Here is a 22734-nt window from a genome sequence, read left to right on the forward strand (position 1 = left end):
ACTTCTCCGTGACGTCCGACCACTACTTCCCGTGGCTGCGCTCGCAGGGTCACTCGCCGTACGCGTGGAGTGTGCTGGGCGCCGCCGCGCAGGCCACCGAGCGCATCCCGCTCATGACGTACGTGACCTGCCCGACGTTCCGCTACCACCCGGCGGTCGTGGCCCAGAAGGCGGCCACCCTGCAGCTGCTCTCGCAGGGCCGGTTCCGGCTGGGGCTCGGCTCCGGGGAGAACCTCAACGAGCACATCGTGGGCGGTGGCTGGCCCTCCGTGGACGTCCGGCACGAGATGTTCGAGGAAGCCGTGCAGATCATCCGCGCGCTGTTCAAGGGCGGGCACGTCAACCATCGCGGCACGCACTTCGACGTCGAGTCGGCGCGGCTGTGGGACGTGCCGGATGAGCCGCCGCCGATCGGCATCGCGGTCTCGGGCGAGAAGTCCTGCGAACTGGCGGGCCGGCTCGGCGACCTGGTCATCGCGACGGAACCCAAGGCCGGCCTGCTGGAGGCCTTCGACCGGCACGGCGGCACGGGCAAGCCGCGGGTCGGGCAGCTGCCGGTGTGCTACGACACCGACCGGGACACCGCGATCCACCGGGCGCACGCGCAGTTCCGCTGGTTCGGCAGCGGCTGGAAGGTGAATTCCGAGCTGCCGCACCCGGATTCCTTCGAGGCGGCGACCCAGTTCGTCACCCCGGACGACGTCGCCGAGTCGATCCCGTGCGGCGACGACCCGGACGCCTTCGTGGAGGCCGTACGGCCCTACGCGGAAGCCGGGTTCACCGAGATCGCGCTGGTGCAGATCGGCGGGGACGCGCAGGCGCCGTTCCTGGACTGGTCGGAGAAGACGCTGCTGCCCGCGCTGCGGGACGCGTTCGGCTGACACGGGCACGGAAACCGGGCACAGGTGCACACAAGCGCCGCCAATGGGTGGATATAGGCTGCCGCTCTGCACAACCGTCGGTCCTGCCCCTGGAGTGTCCCGGTGACCCGAGCGATCGTCCCGTCCGAGCCGTCCACCACGGCCGAGCCCACGCACGCGCCGTCCACCGTGCCCGAACCCACGCACTCGCCGGAGTCCGAGCCGGCGTCCGCGTCCGCGTCCGTCCCGGACGAGCTCGTGGCCCGTGACGCACGCGAGTTCGGCGCCTACGCGCGGACCGGAGGGTGGGCCTTCGCGCTGCTGGTGGCCCGCAGCGTGCGGCCCGGCGGGCAGGGCGCGGGCGAGACGGCGAAGGTGAGCGCGAAGGAGTTCGCCGAACTGGCGGGCTGCTCGGCGGACCGGGTGCTGCGCTACTACAAGGCGTGGGACCGTGCCGCCGACGACGGACTCGTGCCGCACTTCGAGGCGCTGCGGCCGGGGCAGGAGGTCGCCCTGCCGGACGCCGACGCATGGCAGGGTTACTACCTCTCGCGCAACAGCGCCGCCTCCGAGCGGGGCAGCGCCATCGCCGAGGCGGCCGCGGCGGAGGGCATCCGGCCGACGAAGGCGCTGGAGGTCGCCGAGAACCCCACCGCGCTGCGCGCCGCGATCATGGCCGACCCCTCCACCGCCCGGGCGGCGCAGCAGGCGCTGCTGGACCGGGTGCGCGAGGACCCGGAGCTGCAGGCCGCGCTCGCCCGGGACGTGGTGCGCACCGACGATCTGAAGAAGGCCGTGGCGTCCGAGAGCCGCTCGGCCGACCGCATCGGCTATGTGCGCCAGATCGCCGAGTCGGGACGGATCAGGACGCCGGCCGGGCAGACCCTGGACGCGCCCGCCGAGGTGCGCCAGGAGGCGGAGCGGCATCTGTCCCTCATCGACGAGCTGGACGAGGGCGAGGACGCCGCCGAGTGGGCGGCCGAGGCGTACGACACGATGAAGGGCCTCGTCGCCGAGACCGTGGAGGCCGACCCGGGCCTGCGGGTGACGGAACGGCGGCAGCGGTTCTACAGCAGCGTGCAGAAGGCCACCCGGGCGTTCGAGGAGCTGACCTTCGAGGACGCCGAGGACTTCTACGAGGACGACATGGTGCGCCGGCTGGAGGAGCTGCAGCAGGCGATCGGCTCCTGCCTGGCCGCGCTGCGCTCGGGTCGCGGGAATCACCCGGCCGGCTGAGCATCAATCGCGTCAGCGGGGTACCAGGGGTCCGCTCCCGTCCGTTCCTTCCGGAAGGCCTCTGCTGGTGGACAGCTTCGCGCACACGACCCTGGTGGTGGAACTGCAGGCGGGCGACACGGAACGCTTCGCCGTGCTCGCCCATCTCAGCTACGACGCCGCCGACCCGTTCGTCGTCACCGCCGTCTTCAGTCACCGGGGCCGGGTGCTGGCCCGGTGGCAGCTGGACCGGGAGATGCTCGGCGACGGCCTGCGGCGGCCCGTCGGCATCGGCGACGTGCGGCTGCGCCCCACCGACGACGGGACGTGGGAGGAGCTGCGCATGGAGTTCCTCGGCGACGCCCGCCCGGACGGCGGACGCCATCACGCGGTGGTGTTCGCCTGGGCGCCGGCCGTCTCCACGTTCCTGCGCAGAACGTGGCAGCTGGTGCCGCCCGGGCGGGAGGAGGTACGCATCGACGACTTCCTCGCCCAGCTCACCACGGGGCCGTGACCGGGCCCCCGTGGCCGCCCGGGCCGCGCGCTCAGCGTGAGGTGTAGCGGCGCCGGGTCCACAGGGGCAGCACGAACCAGCACATCACGTACCAGACGACGACGGCCGTGACCAGGTAGGGGACATAGCCGTCGTCGGTCGCCACGCGCAGTATCAGCAGCAGCGAGGAGGTCATCGCGGCGAGCAGCAGCACCAGGCCGACGAAGGTCAGCTTGGACGCCCAGCGCACCGCCTGCGGCTTGACCTGCCGGCCGGAGACCAGGCGGTGCAGGGACACCGGGCCGATCAGCGAGCCGGTCGCGCAGGCGCCCAGGACCACGGTCACGATGTAGATGATCTGGTTGCTGTGTTCCAGGTGATCGTACTTGGGCGTGAACACGACGGTGAGCAGGAAGCCGAACAGGATCTGCACGCCGGTCTGGGCGACCCGCACCTCCTGGATCAGCTCGCCCCACATGCGGTCGGCTCGCTCCTCCTCGGTCTCGTTGCGCCCGCGGCGCCGGACCGGCCCCTCGTCGGTGACCGCCACCGTTCCTCCCGGTTGGAACCACATCAGTCGTCCTACCGCGAGTACCCCGGATGGGGCGGTCCTGTCCTAGCGGGACGGCGAGCGCCTACCAGCGGTGCTCGACCTGTTCCCGGATGCGCCGGTCGTACAGGTCGCGGATCGCCGTCAGGGTGTCCTCGGACAGTGCCGGCAGCCGCGCGGCGGCCGCGTTGGCCCGGGCCTGCTCGGGCGAGCGGGCGCCCGGGATGACGGTGGTGACACCGGGCTGCTGGACGATCCAGCGCAGCGCGAGCTGGGCCGGGGTGTATCCCTCGGGGGCCAGCGCGGCGAACTCGGCGGCGGCCTCCACGCCGGTGGCGTAGTCGACGCCGGCGAAGGTCTCGCCGACGTCGAAGGCCTCGCCGTGCCGGTTGTACGTGCGGTGGTCGTCGGCCGGGAAGACGGTGTCCTTGGTGTACTTGCCCGACAGCAGGCCGGAGGCGAGCGGGACGCGGGCGATGATGCCGACGCCGGCCTCGCGGGCCGCCGGGAGCACCTCGCGCAGGGGCTTCATGCGGAACGGGTTGAGGATGATCTGCACGCTGGCCACGTTCGGCCGGGCGATCGCCGTCAGCGCCTCGGCGCAGGTCTCCACGCTGACCCCGTACGCGGCGACGCGCTCCTCCTCGACCAGGGTGTCGAGGGCGTCGAAGACCTCGTCGGAGGAGTAGACGGGGGTGGGCGGGCAGTGCAGCTGGACCAGGTCGATGCGGTCGACGCCGAGGTTGCGGCGCGAACGGTCGTTCCAGGCGCGGAAGTTGTCCAGCACGTAGTTCTGCGGGATCTGCTCGACGCGGCGGCCCATCTTGGTGGCGACCTCCACGTGCAGGTCGGGGCGGCTGCTGAGGAACGTGGCGATGGTGGACTCGCTGCGTCCGTCGCCGTAGACGTCGGCGGTGTCGAAGAAGGTCACGCCGGACTCGGCGGCCGCCTCCAGCACCGTCAGTGCTTCCTTGTCGTCGACGTCGCCCCAGTCCGCGCCCAGCTGCCAGGTGCCGAGGCCGATGACGGAGGCGTGCTGACCGGACCTGGGGAATTCGCGCTCTTCCATGGCGTCAGTGTGTCACCGGTCGGTGCGGGGCGCCGTGAGGTGGGCCTGGACCGTCGGGCCGTACCGTTCGACGAGGTCGTCCACCGGCACGGTGCGCACCTGGTCGCCGCGGGCGATGCCGACCATGACGCCGAGGCCGAGCACGGTGGCCACGGCCAGTTCGGCGCGCAGGGCGGCGTCGGGTCCGCTCAGGCGGGCGGCGAGCCGGGCGGTGACCTGGCCGCGGAAGTTGGCGCGCAGGACGTCGCCGTGCTCGCCCTGCAGCGGGGCGAAGACGATGCGCAGGATCGGGTCGGCGCCCAGCTCGCGCTGGCTGAGAAGGACGTGCCGGACCATGTGCCGGCCGAGGTCGTCCAGCGGCGCGTCGAGGAGGGCCTCGGCGTCGGTGTCGAAGGACATCACCCGGGCGAAGAGGGCGTCCTTGTTGCCGAAGTACTTCAGCACCAGCGGCGCGCTCACCCCGGCCCGCTCGGCGACCGCCTTGAGCGTGATGTCGGCGTGCGCGTGCCGGGCGAGCAGATACCGGGCGGCCCGGAGAATGGCGCCCCGGGTCGCCTCGGCGTCCCGACGCCCGGCGCCGGCCCCGATCGGGGCGGCGGTGGGAGCGGAGGACTCCGAACCCTGGGCAGGGGCGCCGGAACCGGACGAGGCTGAACGCGACGCGCCAGCGGCAGGACCGGACGACACGGAACCCGGCGCGGCAGCCGACGGGCCGTGGGAAGACGTACTCACACCCCTCATGTTCCCGCCGGGGCCTCGTCCCGTTCGGCCCGGGTGTCGCCCTGGGCGCGGCGGGTGGCGTCGGGGGCGGTGTCGCCGGGGATGGTCAGGGCCGCCGCGCAGGCCACGAGGGCGACGGCGCCCGCCATGGCGAACGCGAGCAGATAGCCGTGCAGGGTCGGCACCGCCGTACCGGCGACCGGGCCGCTGTGGTGGACGAGGACGGCGGCGACGGCGGCGCTGGACGTGGCCTGGCCGATCGTGCGCATCAGGACGTTGACGCCGTTGGCCGAGGCGGTCTGCCCGGCCGGCACGGCGCGCAGGATCAGCGTGGGCAGTGCCGAGTAGGCGAGCGTGGTGCCGGTCGCCACCACCGTCGCCCCCAGGATGATCATCCACAGGTCGCGGCTGTCGGCGATCCGTAGCGCGTAGCCGCAGGCGATCACGGCGGCGCCGAGCGCGAGGGTGATCCGGGGTCCGCGCGCGGCGGAGATGCGGGCCGAGACGGGGGACAGCAGCAGCATGGTCACGCCGCCGGGCAGCAGGCACAGGCCGGTCTCGACGATCGACAGCTGCAGGCCGTATCCGGTGGCCTTCGGGGCCTGCACCAGCTGGGCGGTGACGAGGGAGTTGGCGTAGAAGGCGAAGCCCGTCAGCAGGGCGGCCAGGTGGGGCAGGCCCACCCGCGGGCGCACCGCGAGACGCAGGTCGACCAGCGGCCGGGCGGTGCGCAGCTGGTGCAGGCACCACAGCGCGAGCACGACGGCCGCCCCGGCGAACAGGCCCACGATCCGCGGGCTGGTCCAGCCCCACTGCCCGCCCTGGGACACGCCGAGCAGCAGGCAGACCAGCCCGGCCGCGAGGCCCAGCGCCCCGAGGGCGTCGAACCGGCCCGGTTCGCGCACCGGCGACTCCTTCACGGCCCACCACACCGCCGTCACGCCGACCGCGCCGAGGGCGCTGGTCAGCCAGAACATGGTGTGCCAGTCGAAGTACTGCACGACGAGCGCGGCCAGCGGCAGCCCGAGCGCGGCCCCGATGCCGACGGTGGAGCTCATCAGCGCGACCGCGGAGCCGCGGCGCTCGGGCGGCAGCTCGTCGCGCAGGATGCTGATCGACAGCGGTACGACCGCGGCGGCGGCCCCCTGCAGGGCGCGCGCGGCGATCAACACGCCGATGTCGGAGGACAGGGCGCACATCACCGAGCCGACGGTCATCAGGGCGAGCGCCGCGGTCAGCACGCGCCGCTTGCCGTACATGTCGCCGGCCCGGCCGAGGACCGGGGTGAGGACGGCGCCCGACAGCAGGGTCGCCGTGACCGTCCAGGACACGGCGCCGGCCGAGGCGCCCGTCAGCCGGGGCAGGTCGGGCAGCAGGGGCACGACCACGGTCTGCATGACGGCCATGAGGATGCCGCCGAAGGCGAGCACGGGGATGGTGAGCCGGGCTCGCGGGCCGGTCGGCCGGGATATCGGTACGGGCGAGGCCATGAGTACTCCAGTGGCCGAGGCGCCGGCCAGGGAACGACGGGGGGTGAATTCCCATTCACCATAGCCGGTGAATGGGAATTCACCCCGCTTCTTTTCCGAGGCTTTTCTTTTCCGGGGCCCTGCTCAGTCCGCGGGTCCGCGTGAGGACAGCTCGCGGGCGTGCACGCTCCGGGCGAGCCGCGGGCCGAGCCAGCGCTTGAGGCGGCGCAGCGCCCCCAGCTGTCCCGCGGCCCGGTCCAGGCGGTAGTACAGCTGCGGCGGCACGTACGGCAGCAGGGGCGAGTGGCGCTGGCCGAGCAGGGCGAACATCTGCTCCGGCGGCAGGTCCAGGTAGCGCGGCAGGCTCTCGTACCAGCGGGCGCTGTAGCGGGCGGCGCTCTGCGCGGACAGCAGGGCGGCCATGCGGGCGCGCTCGTAGGCGGCGAGCGCCTGCGGCAGGGCCGCGTGCTCGCGCAGGGCTGCGGTGAGGGCGATGGCGTCCTGGAGCGCGAGGGTGGTGCCGGCGCCGATGGAGTAGTGGGTGGTGTGGGCGGCGTCGCCGAGCAGGACGAGGTTGCCGCGGTGCCAGGTCCGGTTGGTGAGGGTGCCGAAGGTCGGCCAGGGGCTGCCGCCGTCGCCCGCGGGGCGGCCGATGAGGGGGTGGCCGTCCAGGATGTGCGCGAAGAGCTGCTCCAGCAGGGCGAGCCGGCCCGGTTCGTCCTGCCGGTCGAGGCCGAGGCCGGTGAAGGTCTCGGGGGCGCACTCGAAGACGCAGGTGCTGTGGCCCGGGTCGTAGGGGTAGCCGTAGCACCAGATCCAGCCGTGCCCGGTCTCGACGAAGGCGAAGGTGAAGGAGTCGAAGACCCGGGTGGTGCCGAGCCAGACGTAGCGGTTGCGGCCGGCCGTGAGGCGGGCGCCGAAGTGGCCGGCGTGGCGGGTGCGCAGGGCGCTGTGCACGCCGTCGGCCGCCACCACCAGGTCGGCCTCGGGCGGGTCGTCCGCGCGGACCTCGGACTCGAACTCCAGCCGGACGCCGAGGGCGCGGGCGCGGTCGGAGAGAATCTCCAACAGCCGGTGGCGGCCGATGCCGTGGCCGGTGTCGCCGGGCTGCCGGGTCAGCCGGCCGCGCACATGTGCGACGCCCTCGTTCCAGCGCACGGAGCTCGCCTCAACGGCGCGCGCGGACTCGGGGTCGTGCGCGTGGAGCTCATCGAGCAGGCCTCGCCAGTACGTGACGCCCCAGCCGTAGGTCGAACCCTCCGGGTTGCGCTCGTGGACGGTGATGTCGTGGGCGGGGTCCTGCCGTTTGAGCAGGATCGACAGATACAGCCCGGCGGGCCCGCCGCCGACGCAGGCGACCTTCACGCGCACCTCTTGATTGCCAGTTACCCATCGCGGTCGTTCGACAGCGCAGGGTAGCAGCCGGAGTGGTCCGCTTTGCGTCGGATCCGCGGCGTGAGCCGCGCCACGCCGGCCTCGCGGGCCCGGGAAGTTACCGCCCGGAACAGGGGCCCCAGGCAAAGGAATTGCCCGTTCCGCACCAGCCACGCATGTGCCGACGGCAAGATCCACTTGGTTCAACACCGTACGACATGTGGGTACTTGTCCGGATCGCGGCCAACCGTTCGTACGGGTGCCCTCCGGCCCGATAGGCATGCGGCGTCATCCCTCACACCCGCGTTCCTGGAGGTCCGTATGCCGGAACTCAGCCGTCGTCGTGCGCTCGGCGCCGCAGCCGCCCTCGCGGCTGCCGCCTCATCCCAGGCGGTCACCGCCACCGCCGCCAGCGCCGACGAGCATCACCACGACTCCCCCGAGCCCTTCGACGAGGTCTACCGGGGCCGCCGGATACAGGGCCGGACCACCGGCGGCGGCGGTCACCATCACGGGGGCGGATACGCCGTGTTCATCGACGGCGTCGAGCTGCATGTGATGCGCAACGCCGACGGCAGCTGGATCAGCGTGGTCGGCCACTACGACCCGGTGCCCACCCCGCGCGCCGCCGCCCGCGCCGCGGTGGACGAGCTGCGCGGCGCCCGCCTGCTGCCCTTCCCCGCCAACTGACCGCCGTCCAGGACCACTCGGAGCCCGACACCCATGACCGTCCGCAAGAACCAGGCCGCCCTGACCGCCGAGGAGAAGCGGCGTTTCGTCGCCGCCGTGCTGGAGCTGAAGCGCAGCGGCCGCTACGACGCCTTCGTCACCACCCACAACGCCTTCATCATGTCCGACACCGACAACGGTGAGCGCACCGGCCACCGTTCACCGTCGTTCCTGCCCTGGCACCGCAGATTCCTGCTGGAGTTCGAGCGGGCGCTGCAGTCGGTGGACGCGACGGTGGCGCTGCCGTACTGGGACTGGACCGCCGACCGCACGGCCCGCTCGTCCCTGTGGGCGCCGGACTTCCTCGGCGGCACCGGCCGCAGCCTGGACGGCCGGGTGATGGACGGGCCGTTCGCCGCGGCCACCGGCGACTGGCCGGTCACCGTCCGCGTGGACAGCCGTGGCTATCTGCGGCGCGCTCTCGGGGCGGGCGTCCGCGAGCTGCCGACCCGGGCCGAGGTGGAGTCGGTGCTGGCGATGGATGTGTACGACGCGGCGCCGTGGAACAGCGCGGCGGACGGCTTCCGCAACCATCTGGAGGGCTGGCGCGGGGTGAACCTGCACAACCGGGTGCATGTGTGGGTCGGCGGGCAGATGGCCACCGGGGTCTCCCCCAACGATCCGGTGTTCTGGCTGCACCACGCCTTCGTCGACAAGCTGTGGGCCCAGTGGCAGCGCCGGCATCCGGGGTCCGGCTATCTGCCGGCGGGCGGCACGCCGGACGTCGTGGACCTCGACGAGCCGATGAAGCCGTGGAACGACACGACCCCGGCGGCGCTGCTGGACCACAGGGCCCACTACACCTTCGACACCGACTGACGTCTCAGCCGGCCGCCGCCGCCCGGCACTCCGGGTGTCCCCAGCCCTGGCCGTTCTTCGCGATCTGCTCGCCGGCCGCGTAGGCGCGGCCGCACAGGCAGCGGCCGGGGAACTTCGCCTTGATCGTGCGGGCGGACGAGGCCGCCTTCGGCTTGGCCCCGCCGCTGCGCCGGCGCGGTCCGCCGCCGGCCGGGACATCCGGGGCGGGCGGCGGCTCGGGCGAGCCGAGGGCGCTGCCCGCGGCCTGCTGGACGCTCGCCGCCTGGCTGGCGGCCCGGTCGGCGAAGTCGTTGAGCGGGTCGCCGTCGACCTGGTGGGCGGGCACGTAGCGGAACTCGACCTCGCGGCCGGTCAGCAGCTCGTCGATGCGGACGACCAGCTCCTGGTTGGCGACGGGCTTGCCGGCCGAGGTCTTCCAGCCGTTGCGCTTCCAGCCGGGCAGCCAGGTGGTGACGGCCTTCATGGCGTACTGGGAGTCCATGCGGACCTCCAGCGGCACCTCCGGGTCGGTGGCCGCGAGCAGCCGCTCCAGCGCGGTCAGCTCGGCGACGTTGTTGGTGGCCTTCCCCAGCGGGCCGGCCTCCCAGCGCTCAGGCGCCTCCGTGTCGTCGGCCACCACCCAGGCCCAGGCCGCCGGTCCGGGGTTCCCCTTCGAGGCCCCGTCGCAGGCCGCCACCACTCGCTCACGCATGCACCCGATCATGCCATGCCCGCACCGGCGGCCTGCCCCACGGCCGGGGCCGGGTGTCTCCGCCGGGGCCCGGGACGGCGTCCGCCGGGTGTTGGAGGCGGCGGCGCGGCGCTCAGCTGGTCGGCGACGCGGCCGCCGCCGTCGCGGCGGGCGCCGAGCCGTCGCCCCGGGCCCTACCGGCGCCCGCCGGGGCCCCCACTGCCGCGCCGGGCAGCGTCCGCCGGAAGCCGGGCGCCGAGGCAGCGTCCGCCAGAGGCGGGCCCGCGGTCCGCCAAGGAGGGCGCCCCGTCCGCCGGGGGCTGGGGGCCGGGCAACGGGCGGCGGCCGCCGAAGCCTGGCTTCGACCGCCGGGGAACCGAGCCAGGGCCGCCGCGGGCCGGGCCGCATCCGCCGGGGACCGGGCCACGACCCGCGGGGGACCAGGCGGCGCCCGCGGTCGTGGCCTGGGGGACGAGGCGGCAACCGCCGGGGACCCGGCCGCAGCCGCCGGGCACCGGGCCCCGACCGCCAGGGCCTGGGGCCGGGGTGGTGTCCACTGGAGGGCCGGGAGCCGAGGCGGCGTCCGCCGGGACCGGGCGGCAACCGCCGTACCGGGCCGCGTCTACCGGGGATCGGGCCACGGCCACCGGGGGCCGGGGTGGCGTCCGCCGGGACCGGGCTGCGACCGCCCGGAACCGGCTCGCGTCCGCCGGAGTGCGGGCGGCGACCGCCGGGGGCCGGGCCGCGTGCGCTCGGGGTAGCAGTTGGGCTACCGCCAGGGTTTACCGCCGGCTTGTCTGCATCCCCCGAATGACAGGGCCGTCCTCCGCCTGACCGATGTCGTCGGGCCGGGCCGCGCCTAGGTTGCGGTGCGCACGGCCCGGCGGTCGCGGGCCGATGCCCTCGAAACATCGGCAGAGAGGACGTCCCCATGTTCCGCATGTTCCGCGCGATACGGAAGAGACCCGGCCGCTTACGCGTCACCGGGGTGGCCCTCGCCACCGTGTTCACCACGGTCGCGGGCGCGCTGGCCCTCGCACCCCAGCCGGCCGCCGCGGCCCCCAACTACACCGGTGATCCGGTTCTGTACTGGAACAACGTGCTGCTCGGCGCGATCAAGACGGCCGGGGGCGCCCCGGGCCCGATCTCCCGGGCCGCCGCCGAGATGAACGCGGCGATCTACGACGCGGAGAGCTCCTACCGGCTCCGCTGGCACACCATGACCTCCGACCCCTACCTCCAGGCGGTCGACTACGCCGCGTGGTCGGAAGGGCCCGGGGAGGAGGAGCGCCTGATCGGGCGCACCGCCTACAACATCCTCCTCAAGCTGTTCCCCGGCCAGACGACGTACCTGGACAACAAGTTCAAGGAGCGGTTCGGCACCAAACCCACGGACTTCGACATCCTCGACACCACCGTGGTCAACACGATCGTCACCAACATGTGGACCTTCCGCGACGCCGACGGCTCCGACAGCAAGGACGCCTACACCCCGGACGGCAAGCCCGGCGCCTGGCGGCCCACCAGCTATCCGGACCTGCCGGACCCCAACTGCAGCCAGGCGAGCGACGCCGCCATCCCGAGATGGGGCAGGGTCAAGCCGTGGACGCTGCTGTCCGGCTCCCAGTTCCGGCCGTCGACACCGGGGCAGTACGACTCGTACGAGAACCTGCTCGCAAGCCCCGCCTACGCCGAGCAGGTGCAGCAGGTGCGCACGCTGGGCGCCGCCGGCTCCCCCGCCCGTACGACCGACCAGACCGCGGCGGCCTGGTTCTGGGCCAACGACGCCAACGGCACGTACAAGCCGCCGGGGCAACTGCTCGACATCACCGCCCGGGTGTCGCGCGACCGGGGGCTGACCACCTACCAGAACGCCCGTCTCTTCGCCCTGGTCTCGGTCGCCATGGCGGACGCGGCCATCGCCGAGTGGGACGTGAAGTACGAGACGAAGATCGACCTGTGGCGCCCGGTCTCGGCCATCCGCGAGGGCCTGAAGGACACCACGTGGAAGCCGCTGTCGGGCACGACGCCGTGCTTCCCGGCCTGGGCGTCCGGTCACTCCGCGTTCGCGGCCGCATGGGCGGGGATCATGCGGCAGTACTTCACGACCGACGACATCACCTTCACGGCCTCGACCGACGACCCGAAGTCCCCGGTCAGGACCCGTACGTTCACCAGCTTCAGCCAGGCCGCGCGCGAGGCAGCCGACAGCAGGGTCTGGCTCGGCGTCCACTATCCGTGGGACGCGCGCGACGGGTTGACGCTCGGCGAGGACGTCGCCACATGGGTGTTCACCCACACCATGAAAGAAGCGGGCTCCTGAGCGCGCGGCTCGACTGACCCGCGCGGCGCCCGCGCGGCGCCCGCGCGGCGCCCGCGCGGCGCCCGGCCTGCCCGGCCCGCGGGCTCGGTCGTGGACGACAGCGCGCCATGACCGCGCCCGCCCCCGCGAGCCCTAGGAGACGTCCCCGGTCTGCGGCATCTCGCCCGCCGTGGTGGTGATGTCGATCACGGAGAAGTTGGCGCCCTGCGGATCGCTCAGCGCGGCGAACCGCCCGAAGGGGCTGTCCATGGGACCGAACCGCAGCACCCCGCCCCGCCGGGTCGCCTTCTCGACGGCCTCGTCGCAGTTGGGCACCGTGAAGTAGACGTTGATGTAGGAGGGGATCTCGGGCGGGAACTCCTCCCCCATCTTCATCCGGCCGAGGACGGTCTCCTCGCCGATGTCGAACATGCGGAAGTCGACCGCGTCGTCCTTGAGCTGCTTGGCCCGGTAGGGGAAGACGGCCGCCAGGAAGGCGTCGGTCTTCTCCGGTTCGCGGGTGAAGACCTCGGCCCAGCAGTAGGCGCCGGGCTGCTGCGGGGGCGCCTCGAAGCCCTCGTGCACGCCCGCCTGCCAGACGCCGAACACGGCGCCGCTGGGCTCACGCGCGAGCGCCATGGTGCCGAAGTCGCCGACCTGCATCGGCTCCATCAGCACCTCGCCGCCGTTCTCGCGGATCTTCTCGGCGGTCGCGGCGGCGTCCGGCGAGGCGAGGTACAGGCACCACGCCGCCTGGCCCTCCTGGCCCGGCATCGGCGGTACGACGGCGGCGGCCGCCTTGCCGTCGGCGTAGGCCTGGGTGTAGTTGCCGTACTCCGACGACGCCTCGCCGAAGGTCCAGCCGAGGACCTCGCCGTAGAAGCTCTTGGCTGCCTCCACGTCGGAGAACATCGCGTCGGCCCAGCAAGGGGTTCCCTCAGGTGATACGGCCATGATCGCGGCCCTCTTCCCGTTCGGTGGGGGTTGTCACGGTTCCTCACGCTAGCCATCCCCTGCCGCCGACGCGCGCGGAACGGCCGGCACCGGCAGAGACTGGGGGGTGAGGGAGTGACGACGGCGGGGAGCCGGCCATGGCCGACGGGACGAGGATGCGCGCGTGGTCGGTGCTCGCACCGGGACCCCTGACGCAGGGCCCGCTGCGGCTGGTGGACAGACCGGTGCCGGTGCCCGGGGAGGACGAGCTGCTGGTACGGGTGCGGGCGTGCGGGGTGTGCCGCACCGATCTGCATGTCGTCGAGGGCGACCTGCCCGTGCACCGGGTGGGCGTGACGCCCGGGCACGAGGTGGCCGGCACGGTCGCCGGCCTCGGCGCGGCGGTGGAGGGTTTCGCCGTGGGCGACCGGGTGGGCGTGGCCTGGCTGCGCCGCACCTGCGGCAGGTGCGCCCACTGCGCGCGCGGCGCGGAGAACCTGTGCCCAGCCTCCCGGTACACCGGCTGGGACGCCGACGGCGGTTACGCCGGGTACACGACCGTACCGGCCGCGTTCGCCCACCGGCCGCCCGCCGGGGTGGACGACGTGGCGCTCGCCCCGCTGCTGTGCGCGGGCATCATCGGCTACCGGGCCCTGCGCCGGGCCGCGCTGCCGCCGGGCGGGCGGCTCGGGCTGTACGGCTTCGGCGGCAGCGCCCACCTGTGCGCGCAGGTCGCGCTCGCCGAGGGCGCCCGGGTGCATGTGCTGACCCGGGGTGCGGCGGCGCGGCGGCTGGCGCTGGCGCTGGGCTGCGCGTCGGCGCGGGGGCCCGCGGACGCGCCGCCGGAGCCGCTGGACAGCGCGATCCTGTTCGCGCCGGCCGGCGAGCTGGTGCCGTTCGCGCTGCGGGCGCTGGACCGGGGCGGGGTGCTGGCGATCGCCGGGATCCATCTCAGCGACGTACCGCCGTTGCGCTACGAGAGCGAGTTGTTCTATGAGAAGGAGGTGCGCAGCGTCACCTCCAACACCCGCGGGGACGCGCGGGAGTTCCTCGCACTGGCGGCCCGGTACGGGGTGCGGGCGACGACCCGTCAGTATCCCCTGTCCAGGGCTCCGCAGGCGCTCGCGGATCTGAAGGACGGCCGGTTCGAGGGTGCCGCCGTACTGGTGAACGACCTTTTCTGAGCGCCGCCCTCCGGCGTGCGGAAGCGCACGTCACGCGCCCTCCGCCTCAAAGTGATGTTTACGCCTCGCCAGGTACAAACCGCCCCTTTCGCGCCGTACCGGAGCGCGCGCACCACCGGTTGGCTTGGCGGTGCGTCAGTCGTCGACGAGCGCACCGCACAACGCAGTTCACTCCCGGGAGGGAATACGTGTCCGCACCGGAAAGCACCGCCGGTCCCGCCACCGAAGAACCCGCCCCCGCCCCCTCGGCGGACGGCTCGCTCACCTCACTCGGCACCCAGGCAGCGCGCCAGCTCACCACCACCACCAAGACCGAACCGCAGATGCAGGCCATCAGCTCCCGATGGCTGCTGCGCATGCTGCCCTGGGTCGACGTCAAGGGCGGCGCCTACCGGGTGAACCGGCGGCTGCAGCTGCGCGTCGGCCGAGGCCGGGTGCAGTTCGAGCAGAACGGCGGTGACGACATCCGGGTCATCCCCGAGACGCTGACCGAGCTGCCGGTGCTGCGCGGCTACACCGACCTCGATGTGCTCAGGGGGGTCGCCTCCCGTTTCCGGGTGCGCGAAGTGCGGGCGGGGCAGGTGCTGTTCGAGGCCGGCCAGCCGGTCACGGAGGCCTATCTGATCGCGCACGGCCGCTTCACCCGCTTCGTCACCGGCAAGTACGGCGAGGAGGAGGTGCTCGGGGTCGTCTCCGACGGCGACGGGCTGGGCGACGAGGCGGTGGGGCGGGCCGACCCCTTGTGGCTGGCCTCCGTGCGGGCGGAGACGGCCGGGACCGTGCTGGCGCTGCCCTGGGACGCCCTGACCGAGTTCATGGACCGAGCCCCCTCGCTCGCCGCCCATCTGTCGGCCTACGCCGAGCGGCAGAGCCGGCCGATGAACCGCAAGGGCGAGGCCGAGGTGCCGGTGCAGGCCGGCCACACCGGCGAGCCGACCCTGTCGTCGGGCTTCGTCGACTACGAACCGAGTCCGCGCGAGTACGAGTTGTCGCTCACCCAGACCGTGCTGCGGGTGCACACCCGCGTCGCCGACCTCTACAACGACCCGATGGACCAGACCGAGCAGCAGCTGCGGCTGACCGTCGAGGAGATCCGCGAGCGGCAGGAGTGGGAGCTGGTCAACAACCGGGATTTCGGCCTGCTGCACAACGCCGACTACAGCCAGCGCGTGAGCACCTTCACCGGCCCGCCGACGCCGGACGACATGGACGAGCTGCTGTCGATGCGCCGCAAGACCAAGCTGTTCCTCGCCCATCCGAAGGCCATCGCGGCGTTCTTCCGGCAGTGCAACCGGCGCGGCCTGGTGCCGGGCACGGCGAACGTCGAGGGGCACGAGATCCCCGCCTGGCGGGGTGTGCCGATCTTCCCGTGCAACAAGATCCCGATCACCGAGCAGCACACGAGCAGCATCATCGCGCTGCGCACCGGCGAGAAGGACCAGGGCGTGGTGGGCCTCTACCAGACGGGCATCCCGGAGGAGTACCAGCCGGGTCTGAACGTGCGGTTCATGGGCATCGACACCGCCGCCATCATCAGCTACCTGGTGACCGCCTACTACTCGATGGCCATCCTCGTCCCCGACGCGGCCGGAGTCCTGGAGAACGTCCAGATCGGCCGGACGGCCGACTGACCGCGCGGAGGACGCGATGAGCACGACCCCACAGACCCGGGACACCTCCTTCGTCCCGCCCGGGCCGCCGAACCTGGCCCGCTCGGTGCGGGCACGGCGCGGCGGGCCGATCCCCGGGCTGCGACACCGGAGCGTCGCCCCGGCCGACCCGGCGAAGGCGGCGGAGGTGGACCGCCGCCTGGAGTCCTGGGCCCGCGGCCTGGACCTGTTCCCACCCGCCTGGAACGGGGACTTCGCCGGGTTCCAGTTCGGCCGTGCGGTGGTGCTGCAGCATCCGCGCGCCGCCGACCTGGAGCGGCTGACCGTCGCCGGGAAGCTGCTGCTGGCGGAGAACCTCGTCGACTCCTGCTACTGCGAGGAGGACGAGGGCCGGGGCGCCTCCCGCAGCCGCCTGGGCGGCCGGCTGATCCTGGCCCAGTCGGCCCTCGACCCGTACCACGGCACCCCGGCGGCCGAGCAGCAGTGGCGGCGCGCTCTGGAGACCGACGGCCCGCTGCGCTCCTACCACGAGGCGCTCAAGGACTTCGCCGCCCTGGCCACACCCAGCCAGACCGGCCGGTTCGTGCACGACATGGCCCGGCTGCACCTGGGCTATCTCGCCGAGGCCTCCTGGGCCGGCACCCGGCACCGGCCGAAGGTGTGGGAGTACCTGGTCATGCGGCAGTTCAACAACTTCCGTCCCTGCCTGTCGATCGTCGACGCGGTGGACGGCTACGAACTGCCCGAGCAGGTCTACGCCCGCCCCGAGGTGCAGCGGATCACCGCGCTGGCCTGCAACGCCACCACCCTGGTCAACGACCTGTACTCCTTCACCAAGGAGCTGGCCGCCGACCCCACCCATCTCAACCTTCCGCAGGTGATCGCCGCCGACGAGCGGTGCGGACTGAAGACCGCCTATCTGAAGGCCGTCGAGATCCACAACGAGATCATGGCGGCCTTCGAGGAGGAGTCCGCCCTGCTGGCGGCCGCCAACCCGCTCGTGGAGCGCTATGCCCAGGGCCTGGACGACTGGGTCGCCGGCAACCACGAGTGGCACGCCACCAACACCCACCGCTACTCCCTGCCCAACTACTGGTAACACCCGCTCTACTGACCTCGCGTCAGACGCACCACTAGGAGTCATTCGTTGGCCACCGCATCCGACACCGGCACCGTGACGCTGCCGACCCAGTCGACGTACCAGAGCCGCGTGGCGGAGTACTGGAACGCCGAGGAGAATCCGGTCAACCTCGACCTCGGACGGATCGACGACCTCTACCACCACCACTACGGCATCGGCGACGCCGACTTCTCGGTGCTGGACGAGCCCGATCCGGACCGCCGCCGGGCCCGGATCACCGGCGAACTGCACCGCCTGGAGCACGCCCAGGCCGAGCTGCTCGCCTCCCACCTCGGCCCCCTCACCCCCGCCGACCGGGTCTTCGACGCCGGCTGCGGGCGCGGCGGCGGCAGTGTCACGGCGCATCTGCGGCACGGCTGCCACGCCGACGGGGTGACGATCTCCGCCAAGCAGGCCGAGTTCGCGAACGCGCAGGCCCGCAAGCGGGGCATCGACGGCAAGGTGCGCTACCACCACCGCAACATGCTCGACACCGGTCTGCCGACCGGGGCGTACGCGGCCTCCTGGAACAACGAGTCCACGATGTACGTGGAGCTTGACCTGCTGTTCGCCGAGCACGCCCGGCTGCTGCGGCGCGGCGGGCGGTACGTGGTGATCACGGGCTGCTACAACGACACCTACGGACAGGCCTCCCGTGAGGTGTCCCTGATCAACGCGCACTACATCTGCGACATCCACCCGAGGTCGGAGTACTTCCGGGCGATGGCCCGCAACCGGCTGGTGCCGGTGCACGTGGAGGATCTGACCGAGGCGACGATCCCGTACTGGGAGCTGCGCCGGCAGGCCGAGCACCTGGTGACCGGCATCGAGGAAACGTTCCTCAGCGCCTACAAGAACGGCAGCTTCCAGTACCTGCTGATCGCCGCCGACCGGGTGTGAACCGGGGCCGGGGGCGTCGTCACCGGCGGGCGGCGCCCCCGCCGCCTCACTCCTGACCGGCGAACACCTTCTCCAGGGCGGCCTTGTCGAGCTTGCCCATGGCCATCATGGCCCGCATCGTGCGGGCGGCCTTCTCCTGGTCGGCGTCGCTGATCATCTCGATCAGCCCGTTCGGGACGACCTGCCAGGACACCCCGTACCGGTCCTTCAGCCAGCCGCACGGGCCCGGCTCGCCGCCGTTCTCGGTGAGCTTGGTCCAGTAGTAGTCGATCTCCTCCTGGCTGTCGCAGAAGATCTGGAAGGAGATCGCCTCGCTGAAGGTGAACTGCGGTCCGCCGTTGAGCGCGACGAACTTGTGGCCGTTGGCCGTGAAGTCGACGGCGATCACGGAGCCGGCGGGTCCCGGTCCGGCCTCGGTGTAGCGGCCGATCCGGCCGATGGAGGAGTTCTTGAAGATCGACACGTAGTAGTGCGCGGCCTCCTCGGCCTGGCCGTCGAACCAGAGACACGTGGTGAATCCGTCGGTGGTCATATGACACCTCCTGGGACGCCGGAGCGGCGTGGAACGCGGTCATCAGTGTCGACCGGAGCGGGCGGCGAAACTCATCGGCCACGCGGCGCCCTTCATCCGTACGGCCCCGTGGCCGGGCTCGCCTAGCATCCGGGCCATGACGTCACCCTCCGGCGACACCGGCATCCGTCCCTTCCGTCTCGACATCCCGCAGAGCGCCCTGGACGATCTCCACGACCGGCTCGACCGCACCCGCTGGCCGGACCAGCTGCCCGGCACCGGCTGGGCGTACGGGGTGCCCGTGGACTACCTGCGCGACCTCGTGCACCACTGGCGGCACCGCTACGACTGGCGGGCGGCGGAGGCCCGGCTGAACGAGTGGCCGCAGTTCACCACCACCATCGACGGGCAGAACGTGCACTTCGCGCACCTGCGCTCCCCCGAGCCGGACGCCACCGCGCTGATCCTCACACACGGCTGGCCCGGGTCGATCGTGGAGTTCCTCGACGTCGCCGGGCCACTGGCGGACCCGGCCGCGCACGGCGGCGACCCGGCCGACGCCTTCCATGTCGTCGTGCCGAGCATCCCCGGCTTCGGCCTGTCCGGGCCGACCACCGAGCCGGGCTGGGAGGCGGGCCGGGTCGCCGACGCGTGGGCGGAGCTGATGACCCGCCTCGGCTACGAGCGGTTCGGCGTGCAGGGCGGCGACTGGGGCGCGGCGATCTCCCGCGAGCTGGGCCGTGCCCACCCCGAACGGGTCATCGGCGTGCACCTCAACCTGCTGCCGGGGGCGCAGCAGCTCACCGAGCCCACCCCGCAGGAGCTTGAGGCGCTCGCTCCCGAGGAGCGGCAGGAGGCGCTGCGGTCCTGGCGCAGCTGGCAGGAGTGGTTCCGCGAGGGCAGCGGCTACGCGGCGGCGCAGTCGACGAAGCCGCAGACGCTGGCGTACGCGCTGACGGACTCCCCGGTCGGGCAACTGGCCTGGATCGTGGAGAAGTTCCGGGAGTGGACGGACAGCGAGGAACTGCCCGAGGAGGCCGTCGACCGGGACCGGCTGCTGACGAACGTGATGCTGTACTGGCTGACGGGGACGGCCGGTTCGTCCGCCCGGATCTACTACGAGCGCGCGCACACCGCCGGCCGGGCCGCCGCCCCGCAGGAGCCGTCCACCGTCCCGACCGCTCTCGCGCTGTTCCCGAAGGAGATCCAGATCCCGCTGCGGCACCGGGCGGAGCGCACGGAGAACCTGGTGCGCTGGACACGGTTCGGCCGCGGCGGCCACTTCGCGGCGATGGAGGAGCCGGATCTGCTGGTCGGCGACGTACGGGCGTTCTTCCGGCAGCTGCGCGAGAAGGGCTGACGGCACGCTCTGCCCGTGGCGAATCTGCCGCGGGCAGAGACGGCTCCCCGGGGTGCGCGGCCGGGCCGACAGTGGGGTGGACGGCAATCCCTCACCCGACGGGAGATCCCATGACCCCACCGACCGCCCTCGCGCCCCGTGCCGAGGAGGGCGACACCCCGCCGACCCGCTTCGACGACCACCTGGCCGCCCAACTGCTCGGGCAGCGGATCGTGCTGCTGGGCACCCAGGTCGACGAGGTGTCCGCCAACCGGGTCTGCGCCCAGCTGCTGATCCTGTCGGCGGAGGACCCGCACACCGACATCGCCCTGTTCATCAACTCCCCCGGCGGTTCCGTGCACGCGGGCCTGGCCATCTACGACACCATGCGGCTCGTCCCCAACGACGTCGCGACGCTCGCGATGGGATTCGCCGCCAGCATGGGCCAGTTCCTGCTGAGCGTGGGAGCCCCCGGCAAGCGGTACGCGCTGCCGAACGCGCGGATCATGATGCACCAGCCGTCCGCGGGCATCGGCGGCACCACCGCGGACATCGAGATCCAGGCGGAGAACCTGGAGCACACCAAGCGGACCATCGAGCGGCTCACCGCCGAGCACACCGGCCAGAGCCCGGAGACCATCTCCCGGGACGGCGACCGGGACCGCTGGTTCACGGCCGAGCAGGCCAGGGAGTACGGCATGGTCGACCGGGTCGTGGAGTCCTTCGCGGACGTGCGCCCGGCCGCCACCCGGCGACGGATGGGGCTGTGACATGGGCAACTACACGATTCCGTACGTCGTCGAGCGGACCGCGCACGGCGAGCGGTCCTCCGACGTGTTCAGCCGTCTGCTGTCCGAGCGGATCGTCTTCCTCGGCACCGAGATCGACGACGGCGTCGCCAACGTCGTCATCGCGCAGCTGCTCCACCTGGAGTCGTCGGCTCCCGAGCACGAGATCGCGATCTACATCAACTCCCCCGGCGGCTCGTTCACTTCGCTGATGGCGATCTACGACACGATGACGTTCGTCCAGGCACCGATCTCCACGTTCTGCGTGGGCCAGGCGGCCTCGACGGCGGCGGTGCTGCTGGCGGGCGGGGACCCGGGCCGGCGGTTCGTGCTGGAGCACGCCCGGGTGCTGCTCGGCCAGCCCGCGTCCGGGGGCCGGCAGGGCACGGTGTCCGATCTCGCCCTGCAGGCCAAGGAGATGGTCCGCATCCGCGCCCAGGTGGAGGAGGTGCTGTCCCGGCACACGCACCACGACGTCGCCACGCTGCGCGCGGACATGGACCGGGACAAGGTGTTCACCGCCCGGGAGGCGGTGGAGTACGGGCTGGCCGACGAGGTGCTCAGCAGGCGCCTGGCCCCGGTGTGACCGCCCGGACCGCGCTCAGGCGGCCAGGCACAGGCCGTTGCGTCGCGCGGCGCCGGCGCTCGTGGCACGGCCGCTGTGCGCGGTCCGGGCGGTGAGGCGGACCAGTTCGGACTGGGCGCGCGCCAGCAGGTCGCCGAGGCTCAGCCCGAGGGCCTGGGCGGCGGCCGCGAGGACCTCCGAGGAGGCCTCCTTGCGGCCCCGCTCCACCTCCGACAGATACGGCATGGAGATCCGGGCGGTCTCGGCGACGTCCTTCAGAGTGCGCTCCTGCGCCTGGCGTTCGCGGCGCAGCACGTCGCCGACCAGGTCGCGCCACAGGGGCTCCTTGGCGGCGGGGCGGCGCTCCGGGCGGGCGGCCGGGGGGCGCAGCGGGACGACACGGGCTTCGTTCGGCGTCTGAATGCTCACCCGCCCAGCCTAGAAGACATGTTGGCGAGGGGAAGGGTTCGGCGTTCTGCCCTCGGTGAAGTCGCGTCCGGGAGCGCCGGGGGAGATTTTCGGCCGCTCTCGCGAGCAGGGGGGCATGCCCGGCGCGACTGCGGGTAGGCGGAGGGGCAGCGCAACACGTCGCGTCGTCACTTCCGTGGGAGGGAACTCGATGTCCACCGCCGTGATCCGGTCGGAGGCACAGGTCGCCGCGAAGGCTGCCGGGACCAGCATGGGCGAGGAGCCGCTGCCGGGAGTCGAGGACCCGCGGACGATCGCCCCGCGGGACGCGCGGCAGCTGTCCCGCCAGTTCTTCAGGCGACTGGCGGAGCTGGAGGAGGGCACGCACGAGTACCAGTACGCCCGCAACACGCTCATCGAGATGAACATGTCCCTGGTGCGCTTCGCGGCCGGCCGGTTCCGCGGCCGCGGGGACGACATGGAGGACATCGTCCAGACCGGCATGATCGGCCTGATCAAGGCGATCGACCGGTTCGAGCTGTCGCGCGAGGTCGAGTTCACCTCCTTCGCGCTGCCGTACATCGTCGGTGAGATCAAGCGGTTCTTCCGTGACACCACGTGGGCCGTGCATGTGCCGCGCCGGCTGCAGGAACTGCGGGTGGAGCTGGCCAAGGCCCGTGACGAGCTGGCCAGCCGGCTGGACCGGGAGCCGACGGTGGCGGAGCTGGCGACGCTGATGAACATCTCCGAGAAGGAGGTCGTCGAGGCGCAGATCGCCGCCAACGGCTACAACTCCTCGTCCCTGGACGCCGCCCTCACCGGGGACGGGCTGGAGCACGGCGAGGCCGTGCTCGCCGACTTCATCGGCGTGGAGGAGGACGGGCTGCGGCTCGTGGAGGACTTCCAGTCGCTGGCCCCGCTGATGGCCGAACTCGGCGAGCGCGACCGGCAGATCCTGCACATGCGGTTCGTGGAGGAGGCCACCCAGGCGGAGATCGGCGAACGGCTCGGCTGCTCGCAGATGCACGTCTCGCGGCTGATCAAGCGGATCATCACGCGGCTGCGCGAGGGCATGCTGGGCGAGCTGGGCTGCGCCTGGAGCGAGG

The 22734-nt window shown here is 72.6% G+C and carries 23 protein-coding genes; 14 read left to right on the forward strand and 9 right to left on the reverse strand.

Features of this window, described 5'->3' with window-relative positions; all coding sequences use genetic code 11:
* The 3 genes from C3489_RS35165 to C3489_RS35175 all read left to right on the forward strand — a co-directional run.
* Positions 1 to 881: LLM class F420-dependent oxidoreductase (locus C3489_RS35165; RefSeq protein ID WP_103786197.1), on the forward strand; the 881-nt coding region annotated here is incomplete at its 5' end.
* Between the two features lie 237 nt (positions 882 to 1118).
* The gene (locus C3489_RS35170; protein WP_181139973.1) at positions 1119 to 2096 is read left to right on the forward strand and encodes a hypothetical protein; all 978 of its coding nucleotides are present in this window, start codon (positions 1119 to 1121) and stop codon (positions 2094 to 2096) included.
* Positions 2097 to 2163: 67 nt separating this feature from the next.
* Positions 2164 to 2589, forward strand: a complete 426-nt coding sequence (locus C3489_RS35175; protein WP_103786198.1) for an SsgA family sporulation/cell division regulator — start codon at positions 2164 to 2166, stop codon at positions 2587 to 2589.
* A 31-nt stretch (positions 2590 to 2620) separates the two neighbouring features.
* Here the strand turns inward: C3489_RS35175 and C3489_RS35180 are convergent, their stop codons facing one another.
* The 5 genes from C3489_RS35180 to C3489_RS35200 all read right to left on the reverse strand — a co-directional run bounded on the left by C3489_RS35180 (position 2621) and on the right by C3489_RS35200 (position 7741).
* Positions 2621 to 3142, reverse strand: coding sequence for a DUF6328 family protein (locus C3489_RS35180; protein ID WP_103786199.1), 522 nt, complete (start codon positions 3140 to 3142; stop codon positions 2621 to 2623).
* Between the two features lie 61 nt (positions 3143 to 3203).
* Positions 3204 to 4187 carry an aldo/keto reductase gene (locus C3489_RS35185; RefSeq protein WP_103786200.1) on the reverse strand — a complete coding sequence of 328 codons (984 nt, stop codon included), beginning with the start codon at positions 4185 to 4187 and terminating at the stop codon, positions 3204 to 3206.
* 12 nt (positions 4188 to 4199) lie between these two features.
* Positions 4200 to 4775: a TetR family transcriptional regulator gene (locus C3489_RS35190; RefSeq protein WP_258055090.1), complete on the reverse strand. Its 576-nt coding sequence runs from the start codon at positions 4773 to 4775 to the stop codon at positions 4200 to 4202.
* Positions 4776 to 4924: 149 nt separating this feature from the next.
* Entirely contained in the window at positions 4925 to 6397 is a 1473-nt protein-coding gene (locus tag C3489_RS35195) for an MFS transporter (RefSeq protein WP_103786202.1), read from the reverse strand.
* Between the two features lie 123 nt (positions 6398 to 6520).
* Positions 6521 to 7741 carry an FAD-dependent monooxygenase gene (locus C3489_RS35200; protein WP_181139974.1) on the reverse strand — a complete coding sequence of 407 codons (1221 nt, stop codon included), beginning with the start codon at positions 7739 to 7741 and terminating at the stop codon, positions 6521 to 6523.
* Positions 7742 to 8071: 330 nt separating this feature from the next.
* On the opposite strand from C3489_RS35200, the gene C3489_RS35205 reads away from it, so the two are divergent.
* On the forward strand, positions 8072 to 8440 hold the full coding sequence (locus C3489_RS35205) for a tyrosinase cofactor (protein WP_103786204.1): 369 nt from the start codon (positions 8072 to 8074) through the stop codon (positions 8438 to 8440).
* Positions 8441 to 8473: 33 nt separating this feature from the next.
* A complete protein-coding gene (locus C3489_RS35210; protein ID WP_103786205.1) occupies positions 8474 to 9298 on the forward strand; it encodes a tyrosinase family protein in 825 nt (274 codons plus the stop codon).
* Between the two features lie 4 nt (positions 9299 to 9302).
* Here the strand turns inward: C3489_RS35210 and C3489_RS35215 are convergent, their stop codons facing one another.
* Positions 9303 to 10001, reverse strand: a complete 699-nt coding sequence (locus C3489_RS35215; protein WP_103786206.1) for a ribonuclease H — start codon at positions 9999 to 10001, stop codon at positions 9303 to 9305.
* An 898-nt stretch (positions 10002 to 10899) separates the two neighbouring features.
* Between C3489_RS35215 and C3489_RS35220 the strand changes: the two genes are divergently transcribed.
* Positions 10900 to 12291: a vanadium-dependent haloperoxidase gene (locus C3489_RS35220; RefSeq protein WP_258055088.1), complete on the forward strand. Its 1392-nt coding sequence runs from the start codon at positions 10900 to 10902 to the stop codon at positions 12289 to 12291.
* A 132-nt stretch (positions 12292 to 12423) separates the two neighbouring features.
* Here C3489_RS35220 and C3489_RS35225 read toward each other — a convergent pair whose 3' ends face one another.
* Positions 12424 to 13224, reverse strand: a complete 801-nt coding sequence (locus C3489_RS35225) for a VOC family protein (RefSeq protein WP_103786207.1) — start codon at positions 13222 to 13224, stop codon at positions 12424 to 12426.
* 155 nt (positions 13225 to 13379) lie between these two features.
* Here C3489_RS35225 and C3489_RS35230 point away from each other — a divergent pair, with 155 nt between their 5' ends.
* The 4 genes from C3489_RS35230 to C3489_RS35245 all read left to right on the forward strand — a co-directional run bounded on the left by C3489_RS35230 (position 13380) and on the right by C3489_RS35245 (position 18017).
* Complete coding sequence (locus C3489_RS35230) at positions 13380 to 14387, forward strand: zinc-binding alcohol dehydrogenase family protein (RefSeq protein ID WP_181139975.1); 1008 nt, start codon at positions 13380 to 13382, stop codon at positions 14385 to 14387.
* A gap of 188 nt (positions 14388 to 14575) precedes the next feature.
* Complete coding sequence (locus C3489_RS35235; protein WP_103786209.1) at positions 14576 to 16018, forward strand: family 2B encapsulin nanocompartment shell protein; 1443 nt, start codon at positions 14576 to 14578, stop codon at positions 16016 to 16018.
* Positions 16019 to 16034: 16 nt separating this feature from the next.
* Complete coding sequence (locus C3489_RS35240) at positions 16035 to 17096, forward strand: family 2 encapsulin nanocompartment cargo protein terpene cyclase (protein WP_103786210.1); 1062 nt, start codon at positions 16035 to 16037, stop codon at positions 17094 to 17096.
* 48 nt (positions 17097 to 17144) lie between these two features.
* Positions 17145 to 18017: a geranyl diphosphate 2-C-methyltransferase gene (locus tag C3489_RS35245; RefSeq protein WP_103786211.1), complete on the forward strand. Its 873-nt coding sequence runs from the start codon at positions 17145 to 17147 to the stop codon at positions 18015 to 18017.
* Positions 18018 to 18063: 46 nt separating this feature from the next.
* On the opposite strand, the gene C3489_RS35250 is transcribed toward C3489_RS35245, so the two are convergent.
* Positions 18064 to 18549 carry a VOC family protein gene (locus C3489_RS35250; protein ID WP_103786212.1) on the reverse strand — a complete coding sequence of 162 codons (486 nt, stop codon included), beginning with the start codon at positions 18547 to 18549 and terminating at the stop codon, positions 18064 to 18066.
* 136 nt (positions 18550 to 18685) lie between these two features.
* Here C3489_RS35250 and C3489_RS35255 point away from each other — a divergent pair, with 136 nt between their 5' ends.
* The 3 genes from C3489_RS35255 to C3489_RS35265 all read left to right on the forward strand — a co-directional run bounded on the left by C3489_RS35255 (position 18686) and on the right by C3489_RS35265 (position 21241).
* A complete protein-coding gene (locus tag C3489_RS35255) occupies positions 18686 to 19888 on the forward strand; it encodes an epoxide hydrolase family protein (protein ID WP_103786213.1) in 1203 nt (400 codons plus the stop codon).
* A gap of 110 nt (positions 19889 to 19998) precedes the next feature.
* Positions 19999 to 20637, forward strand: coding sequence for an ATP-dependent Clp protease proteolytic subunit (locus tag C3489_RS35260; RefSeq protein WP_103786214.1), 639 nt, complete (start codon positions 19999 to 20001; stop codon positions 20635 to 20637).
* Position 20638: 1 nt separating this feature from the next.
* Positions 20639 to 21241, forward strand: a complete 603-nt coding sequence (locus C3489_RS35265; RefSeq protein ID WP_103786215.1) for a ClpP family protease — start codon at positions 20639 to 20641, stop codon at positions 21239 to 21241.
* Between the two features lie 15 nt (positions 21242 to 21256).
* On the opposite strand, the gene C3489_RS35270 is transcribed toward C3489_RS35265, so the two are convergent.
* Positions 21257 to 21649: a RodZ family helix-turn-helix domain-containing protein gene (locus tag C3489_RS35270; RefSeq protein ID WP_103786216.1), complete on the reverse strand. Its 393-nt coding sequence runs from the start codon at positions 21647 to 21649 to the stop codon at positions 21257 to 21259.
* A 190-nt stretch (positions 21650 to 21839) separates the two neighbouring features.
* Between C3489_RS35270 and C3489_RS35275 the strand changes: the two genes are divergently transcribed.
* The coding region (locus C3489_RS35275; protein WP_103786217.1) for an RNA polymerase sigma factor SigF at positions 21840 to 22734 on the forward strand (895 nt) is incomplete at its 3' end.

The organism is Streptomyces sp. Ru71, from assembly GCF_002920535.1.
Lineage (GTDB): Bacteria > Actinomycetota > Actinomycetes > Streptomycetales > Streptomycetaceae > Streptomyces.